Source organism: Streptomyces tricolor (assembly GCF_002155905.1).
Classification (GTDB): Bacteria; Actinomycetota; Actinomycetes; order Streptomycetales; family Streptomycetaceae; genus Streptomyces; species Streptomyces tricolor.
Genome location: NZ_MUMF01000474.1, coordinates 1 through 7,892, shown reverse-complemented (window position 1 = coordinate 7,892; position 7,892 = coordinate 1). Strand labels below are relative to the sequence as shown.

General features: G+C 70.9%; 7 protein-coding genes. All 7 read left to right on the top strand.

The features are described 5' to 3' along the window. Positions 1 to 522, top strand: a 522-nt coding sequence (locus CCN44_RS30215; protein ID WP_086701125.1) for a histidine phosphatase family protein, incomplete at its 5' end; no start/stop codon positions are given. Beyond that, positions 462 to 878 carry a DUF190 domain-containing protein gene (locus CCN44_RS47510; protein WP_079080945.1) on the top strand — a complete coding sequence of 139 codons (417 nt, stop codon included), beginning with the start codon at positions 462 to 464 and terminating at the stop codon, positions 876 to 878. The genes CCN44_RS30215 and CCN44_RS47510, both read left to right, overlap by 61 nt. Positions 879 to 885: 7 nt before the next feature. Continuing rightward, positions 886 to 1,656 carry a hypothetical protein gene (locus CCN44_RS30205; RefSeq protein WP_094374136.1) on the top strand — a complete coding sequence of 257 codons (771 nt, stop codon included), beginning with the start codon at positions 886 to 888 and terminating at the stop codon, positions 1,654 to 1,656. 33 nt (positions 1,657 to 1,689) lie between these two features. After that, positions 1,690 to 2,520, top strand: a complete 831-nt coding sequence (locus CCN44_RS30200) for a hypothetical protein (RefSeq protein WP_059249048.1) — start codon at positions 1,690 to 1,692, stop codon at positions 2,518 to 2,520. A gap of 3 nt (positions 2,521 to 2,523) precedes the next feature. Next, positions 2,524 to 3,921: an MFS transporter gene (locus CCN44_RS30195; RefSeq protein WP_086701122.1), complete on the top strand. Its 1,398-nt coding sequence runs from the start codon at positions 2,524 to 2,526 to the stop codon at positions 3,919 to 3,921. A gap of 43 nt (positions 3,922 to 3,964) precedes the next feature. Further along, positions 3,965 to 5,023, top strand: a complete 1,059-nt coding sequence (locus CCN44_RS30190) for a leucine-rich repeat domain-containing protein (protein ID WP_086701119.1) — start codon at positions 3,965 to 3,967, stop codon at positions 5,021 to 5,023. Between the two features lie 533 nt (positions 5,024 to 5,556). Beyond that, positions 5,557 to 7,892: ribonucleoside-diphosphate reductase subunit alpha (locus tag CCN44_RS30185; RefSeq protein WP_086701116.1), on the top strand; the 2,336-nt coding region annotated here is incomplete at its 3' end.

Below are 7,892 nucleotides of genomic sequence, written 5' to 3'. Positions count from 1 at the left end.
CTGGGCCACCGGCAGGCCGCCGCCCTCGCGACCTGGTGGGCCGAGCACGAGCTGCTGGACGCCACGACCCGCCTGGACGTCGGCGTGCTGAGCGCCAGCCCGCTCAAGCGCGCCCAGGAGACGGCGGGTCACCTCGCCGACGCGCTGCACCTGCCCGTCACCACCTCGCCCGCGCTCACCGAGGCCACCTTCCACGTCGCCTCGGAGCTGCCCCAGTGGTCCGGCCCGGCCGTCCCGCGGACGCCCGGAACGCTCTCCGAGCGCTACCGGACCTTCCGGAAGCAGGCCGCCGAAGCCCTGCTCGAACTCGCCGACACGGCCCGGGAGAAGGACGCCACGGTGCTCGCCGTCACGCACGGCGGCTTCATCAAGACCGTCATGCGGGTCATATCGGACAGCGACTCCTTCACCTGCAAGCTCTACAACTGCGGAATCAACATGATCGAGTGGAAGGACGGCCGATGGCGGATAGTCCACCTCAACCTCCTGGACCACCTTCCGCCTCCCCTGCGCACCTCGTAGGGATTCCGCGGCTCAGGCCGGCCTGCCGCGCCACCCTCACGCTCCGGGGCGGCACCCTCTGGCGGCACAGACCGCTGTACGCGGAACTCGTGCGCAGGGCCAAGGAACAAGGACTCGCCGGCGCCCACGTCCTGCACGCGATCGAGGGGTTCAGCCCGGGCGGCCCCGTCGTGCACCACCGGACCTTCGGCCTGCGCGACCGGCTGCCGCTGTGCGTCGTGATCGTCGACGACAGACCGGCGGTGGACCGGTTCCTCGGCTCCCTCGACCCGCGGATGCAGGTCGACTCGATCGTGCTGGACCGCGTGTACCAGCTCACCCCGCATGACGGCACTCCCCGGACAGACAAGGAATGACACGGCAATGACCTCGGTAGTCGCCCAAGAGACGCCCACCACCGCCCCGTTGTCGCTGCGCCAGGTGGCGGACACCCTCGACCGCCTTCCCGTCGACCGCTCCGAGCCGACGATCGCGGCCAACCTCGACCTCGTCCACCAGCTCGGCCAGCCGGGCCCGATGACCGGCCTGCTGCGGGAGATACTCGCCGACGACAAGGCCCTCGCCGCCATCGCCGCGCGCTCGTACCCGCACACCAACCACTTCGACAAGATCGTCCTGGTGGACTCGGGCACGGCCCTCGGCTACCGGCTCACCCTGCACCTGTGGAACCCGCCCTACTCCGACGCCGAGGCCGAGGACGAGCAGATCCACGACCACCGGTTCAGCTTCTGGTCGCACGTCGTGCTCGGCACCCTCACCTCCCAGAACTTCGTCCGCGACGCGACGGGCGTGCAGTTCGGCGAGTACCAGTACATCCCGGAGAAGATCAACGACGTCGCCACCGTGGGCAACTACTACGTCAACGTCGGCACCTCCCCCCTGCTGGAGGCCGACCGCCCGGCCGTGCCGCAGGGGCACTCCTACAGCCTCGACTTCGCGCAGATCCACCGCGTCCTGCTGCCCCGCACCAGCCCGACCTGCACGCTGGTGCTGCGCGGCCCGCGCCAGAAGAACTACGCGAGCGTCTTCAGCAACTCCCAGAAGTACGACCCCTCGGCCAACGAGATGTTCTCCCCGGACCAGCTCGCCGAGAAGCTGCGCATCATCCTCGGCCACATCGCCGCCTCGGCCTAGCCGGCACCCCTTGCAGAAAGGCACGGACAGCACATGATCAACCCCCAGGTACCGACAGCCGACCCGATCTACGCCCGCACCGGGGACTTCGCGGTCTTCAACCAGCTCGGGCTCAAACTGGCCTTCCCGAACGACGTGTCCAAGGAGGACTACTACGCCTGGCTGGACACGATGCACGAGAAGGTCGGCACCATGGTCAAGGGTGCCGAGATCGCGGAGAAGAGCTACGCCCGCAAGGAGCCCCGGCTGAACACCGGCGTCTACTACGACACCGACGACTACCGGCTGCTGCGCGCCGGCGCCGTCCTGCGGACCACCTGCAACATCAAGACGCACGCCTTCTGCGCCTTCAAGCTGTCCGAGGACGAGCACAACGTCCGGCGCGACCACCGCTACAGCTTCGACGGCGAGGACAAGCTCACCATCCAGCAGGCGCCCACCTCGCCGGAGGCCCAGGCCGCGGTGAAGCGGCTGCTGGCCCGCACGGACATCGAGCACCCCGGCATCCACCTGCGGGAGAAGTTCGGCATCACCGGTGACGACCTCAGCCCCGCGGTGTGCCTGCGCCAGTACCGCCACCCCTTCTTCGTCTGGATCGACAAGAAGGACGCCCTGCGCTGCTCGATGGACCGGGTCCGGGTGCACAGCATGCGGCGGCCCGACGGCGAGGAGCACGAAGTGCCCTTCAGCGAGATCGAGTTGCCCGTCTATCCTCATCTGGACGAGGAGATGGCCAACGACCCGCGGCTCATCCAGCTCATCGAGGCGCTGGCCGAATCCTTGCGGTCCTGGTTCGGAATCGAGCCAATCTCGGAGTCCAAGTACCAACGAGCCGCTCAGGTCCTGGGTTTGAGCACATCCTGAACCATGCCCTCACCAGAAGCGGACGCGCTCGAATCGGCGCGGCGAGCAGACCTGCCCACCCCGCCGGCACCGGCGGGCGCGCTGGCCCTGCTCGCCACCGCCCAGCTGCTCATCGGCCTGGACTACTCCATCGTCTATGTCGCCCTGCCCGTCATCGACACGGCGCTGGGCTTCTCGGCCGAGTCGTTGCAGTGGGTGGTCAGTGCCTACGCCGTCTTCTTCGCCGGACTGCTTCTGGTGTGCGGCCGCCTGGTCGACACGTTCGGGGCGCGCGGCGTCTTCCTGGGCGCCGCCGGCGTCCTGGCCGCGGCCTCGCTCGGGGCCGGGCTGTGCGCCGGCTCCGCGCAGCTGATCGTCTTCCGGGCGCTCCAGGGGGCCGGGGCAGCCGCCCTGGCACCGGCCACGCTGTCCCTGCTGACGCAGATCTTCCCGCCCGGGCCGCGGCAGACCCGTGCGCTGACCGTGTGGAGCACCACCGGGGCCGCCGGCCTGGCCGTGGGGGTGCTCGGCGGGGGTGTCCTGACCCAGCTGACCTCGTGGCGCTGGATCTTCCTGGCCGTGGCGGTCGTGGCCGCGGCGATGGCGGTGGCCGGATTGCGACTGCCGAGGCCGGTGCGGCCGGGTGCGTTCCGGGCGGATCTCAGCCTGGGCCGTGCGCTGCTGGCCACGGCCGCGGTGCTGCTCGTCGTGCTGTGGCTGACCCGGGTCACCGGTGGCGGCTGGGGGCGTCCGGCGGAGTACCTGCCGCCGGCCGTCGCGGCGGTCTGCGCGGCGGGCTTCGTCCGGCTCGACCGCCGGTCCGGCAACCCCATGGTCCCGCGGGCGCTGCTGCGCCGGCGTCCGTTCGTCGTCGCCTGTGCGGCGGCGGCCCTGTTCATGGCGAGCTTCGGCGCCGAGTTCTACGTCGTCACCCTGCTCATGCACGACGTGCACCACTACTCGGCGCTCATGGCGGGCGTGGCCTTCCTGCCGCTGGCCGCGACGGCGCCGCTCGGCAGCGCGGTCACCGGCCGGCTGACCCGGACCTTCGGCGCGCTGCCCACGCTCGTCGCCGGTTTCGCGATCGGCGCGGCCGGGGTCGCCCTGCTGCTCCCGATGACGAGCGGCGGGCCGTACGCCCTCACGGTGCTGCCCGGCCTGGTGGTCAGCGGCGTCGGGCAGGGCATCGCGTACACCGCGGCGTACGGCCTGGGCACCTCGGTGCTGGACGAACAGCAGGGCGTCGGCTCGGCGCTGATCACCACCGTCCAGTACTTCGGGGGGTCGGTGGGGCTGGCCGTCCTGGTCTCGGTCATGGGCGAGACGCCGTCCGGGGCGTCCGCCCGGGCGGGCATCGCCCTGCTGGCCGCGGTGGCCCTCGCCGCGGTCGTCGTGCTCCCCGTCGCCCACCGCAAGCACTAGTCTCGACGCGCGCAGCCGCGCGGCACACCTCCAGAAGGACGGCATGAACGAGAACGAGCACGGCGGGTTCTTCGCCAAGGCGCGCCTGGACGAGGACCCGCGGGGCCGGGTGACCGGTCTCTCGGTGCGGCGCGCGGGCGTGGACTCGGTGCCGTCCTCTCTCGCCGAGCTGCGCGACCTGCGCGCCCTGGACCTGTCCTACAACGACGTGGGCACCCTGCCCGAGTCGCTGGGCACGCTGCCGGCCCTGACCGAGCTGCGGCTGGACGCGCTGGGCCTTTCGTCCCTCCCCGCCTCGCTGCGCGGCCTGACCGGTCTGGAGGTGCTCAGCCTCTACAAGAACCGGCTGACCGAGGCGCCTTCGTGGCTCCCCGAGCTGACCGGCCTGCGCACGCTCAACCTGGCCGACAACGAGCTGACGTCCCTGCCGTCCGGGCTGAGCGGCCTGAAGCACCTCCACACACTCGACCTCGGGCACAACCGGCTGCCGGAACTCCCGCCGGATCTCGGGGAACTGCCCTCGCTCGACCGCTATCTGTACCTGAGCGACAACGCCCTGCGCAGCGTCCCCCGGTCCCTGTGCCGGCTCTCCCGCCTGCGCTACCTGAACATCACGGACAACCGGCTCACCCGTCTCCCGGACGAGTTCGGGGCACTCGCGGCCCTGCGCGAGCTGCGGCTCTACCACAACGAGCTGGCGGAGCTGCCGGACTCCTTCGGCGCCTTGCACTCCTTGCGGGAAGCCCACCTGATGGGCAACCGGCTGCGCTCGCTGCCCGACACGCTCGGCGGTCTGCGGGAGCTGCGGGAGCTGCGGCTGATGGACAACGAGGTCACGGCGCTGCCCCCGAGCATCGGCGCACTGCGCCGGCTGCGCCACCTGGACCTGCGCAACAACCAGCTCCGCGAACTGCCCGACGCCGTCGCCGGATTGACCGAGCTGACCCATCTGGACCTGCGCAACAACCGCCTGACCCGCCTGCCGGACGCCCTCGCCACGCTCCCCGCGCTGGAGAAGCTGGACCTGCGCTGGAACGTGCTGGACTCGTGGCCGGCCTGGCTCGACGACCTCGAACTGCGCGGCTGTGCCGTACTGACCTGACCCCGCCTGCCTCCTCCTCCCTCCCCCTCCTTTGCCGCGCCCGCAAGACCCCTTCACCCCTTCTTGCCTCTCTTCGCGTCTCAAGGAGTCCCCCGGATGACGCAACCCCCACCGTTCCGCCCCGTCGCCGGCCTCACCCGCATGCCCCCGGCGCAGGGGGCTGAGCACACTGACGACTTTCGGCCATCTTTGCGCTCGCGCCGCTTCCGCCCCGCCCGTCACAGCCCGCCTGCCGACCGGCCGGGGCCGGTCCGCGCGCCAGCGGCGGGCACCGTCGAGGAGAGCGCGCATCCCTTGTCACGCCTGGCTCCAGGCCCTGATGTCGTTCGTTGTCCGAACAACGAACACGCCACGGGACACTACATCTGGGGTTCGTTGCGGGGCGAGACACAAGATGTATGCTCCCACCTGATTTCGGCGACACCTGAGACGCCCACGGCACAGCGGGCCCCTCGGGCACTGGCGTCTGCCTTTCCACGCCTTGCCACCCCTGTGTCCCGGGCCCCGTTTTCCATCCGATGAGGGAGCACCACGTGACCCTGGCTCCGAGCCACCCGGTTTCGCTCACCGAGGAGCACCTGCAGCGGGATCTGGAGCCCGCGCTGCTGCGGACGCTGTCCGAGCTGACCGCCGACCTGCCCGACGCCGACCCGGGCCGGGTGGCCGCCGCCGCGCTGCGCGGCCGGTCCGCGCGGGCCGACGAGGCGGAACTGCGGGAGCTGGCCACGGAGGCCGCCGCCGGCCTGATCGCCGAGGACCCCGCGTACTCGAAGCTGGCCGCCCGGCTGCTCACCCTCACCATCCGGGACGAGGCCGCCTCGCAGGGCGTGACGTCCTTCACCGAGTCCGTCGCGGTCGGGCACCGCGAGGGCCTCCTCGCGGGCGGCACGGCGGACTTCGTCCGCACCCACGCCGAACGGCTCGACGCGCTGGCCGAGTCCGCTGTGGCGGAGGGCGCCGACGACCGGTTCGGGTACTTCGGCCTGCGCACCCTCTACAGCCGCTACCTGCTGCGCCACCCGATCACCCGGAAGGTGGTGGAGACGCCCCAGCACTTCATGCTGCGCGTGGCGAGCGGCCTGGCGGAGGACCGCACGGAACGTGCGGTGGACCAAGTCGCCGCGCTGTACGGCCTGATGAGCCGCCTGGACTACCTGCCCTCCTCCCCCACCCTGTTCAACTCCGGCACCCTGCACCCGCAGATGTCCGCGTGCTACCTGCTGGACTCCCCCCAGGACGAGCTGGACTCCATCTACGACCGCTACCACCAGGTCGCCCGCCTCTCCAAACACGCCGGCGGCATCGGCCTGTCCTACTCCCGCATCCGCTCCCGCGGCTCCTACATCCGGGGGACGAACGGGCACTCCAACGGGATCGTGCCGTTCCTGAAGACCCTGGACGCGTCCGTGGCCGCCGTGAACCAGGGCGGCCGGCGCAAGGGCGCCGCGGCGGTGTACCTGGAGACCTGGCACTCCGACATCGAGGAGTTCCTGGAGCTGCGGGACAACACCGGTGAGGACGCCCGGCGTACCCACAACCTGAACCTGGCGCACTGGATCCCGGACGAGTTCATGCGGCGGGTCAACGCCGACGGGCAGTGGTCGCTGTTCTCCCCCGCCGACGTGCCCGAGCTGGTCGACCTGTGGGGCGAGGAGTTCGACGCCGCCTACCGGAAGGCCGAGGCCGCCGGCCTGGCCAAGAAGACCATTCCCGCGCGGGAGTTGTACGGCCGGATGATGCGCACCCTGGCGCAGACCGGCAACGGCTGGATGACGTTCAAGGACGCCGCCAACCGGACCGCGAACCAGACCGCCGAGCCCGGCAACGTCGTCCACTCCTCCAACCTCTGCACCGAGATCCTGGAGGTCACCAACGACGGCGAGACCGCGGTCTGCAACCTGGGCTCGGTCAACCTCGGCGCGTTCGTCCAGGGCGGCGGCATCGACTGGGAGCGGCTGGACGAGACCGTCCGCACCGCCGTGACCTTCCTCGACCGCGTGGTGGACATCAACTTCTACCCCACCGAGCAGGCGGGCCGTTCCAACGCCAAGTGGCGCCCGGTCGGCCTGGGCGTGATGGGTCTGCAGGACGTGTTCTTCAAGCTGCGCCTGCCCTTCGACTCCCCCGAGGCGAAGGCCCTGTCGACGCGGATCGCCGAGCGGATCATGCTGGCCGCCTACGAGGCCTCCGCCGACCTCGCCGAGCGCAACGGCCCGCTGCCCGCCTGGGAGCAGACCCGCGCCGCCCGCGGCGTCCTCCACCCCGACCACTACGACGCCGAGTTCACCTGGCCCGAGCGCTGGGCGGCGCTGCGGGAACGTATCGCCGCGGTCGGCATGCGCAACGCCCTGCTGCTGGCGATCGCCCCCACCTCGACGATCGCGTCCATCGCGGGCGTGTACGAGTGCATCGAGCCGCAGGTCTCGAACCTGTTCAAGCGCGAGACCCTCTCGGGTGAGTTCCTCCAGGTCAACTCCTACCTGGTCCAGGACCTCAAGGACCTCGGTGTCTGGGACGCCCGCACCCGCGAGGCGCTGCGCGAGGCCAACGGCTCCGTCCAGGACTTCCTGTGGATCCCCGAGGAGATCCGCGCGCTCTACCGCACGGCCTGGGAGATCCCCCAGCGCGGCCTGATCGACATGGCCGCCGCCCGCACCCCGTTCCTGGACCAGGGCCAGTCGCTGAACCTGTTCATGGAGACGCCGACCATCGGCAAGCTCTCCTCGATGTACGCCTACGCCTGGAAGTCCGGGCTCAAGACGACGTACTACCTGCGCTCGCGCCCCGCGACCCGCATCGCCCGCGCCGCCGCCCGAGCCACCGTACCGGCGCAGCAGATCACCGATCCGGACGCGATCGCCTGCTCCCT

Bases quoted from the DNA above. Each gene is read 5' to 3' on its own strand.
- CCN44_RS47510 (WP_079080945.1), top strand. From the start codon at position 462: ATGGCGGATAGTCCACCTCAACCTCCTGGACCACCTTCCGCCTCCCCT.
- CCN44_RS30205 (WP_094374136.1), top strand. From the start codon at position 886: ATGACCTCGGTAGTCGCCCAAGAGACGCCCACCACCGCCCCGTTGTCG.
- CCN44_RS30200 (WP_059249048.1), top strand. From the start codon at position 1,690: ATGATCAACCCCCAGGTACCGACAGCCGACCCGATCTACGCCCGCACC.
- CCN44_RS30195 (WP_086701122.1), top strand. From the start codon at position 2,524: ATGCCCTCACCAGAAGCGGACGCGCTCGAATCGGCGCGGCGAGCAGAC.
- CCN44_RS30190 (WP_086701119.1), top strand. From the start codon at position 3,965: ATGAACGAGAACGAGCACGGCGGGTTCTTCGCCAAGGCGCGCCTGGAC.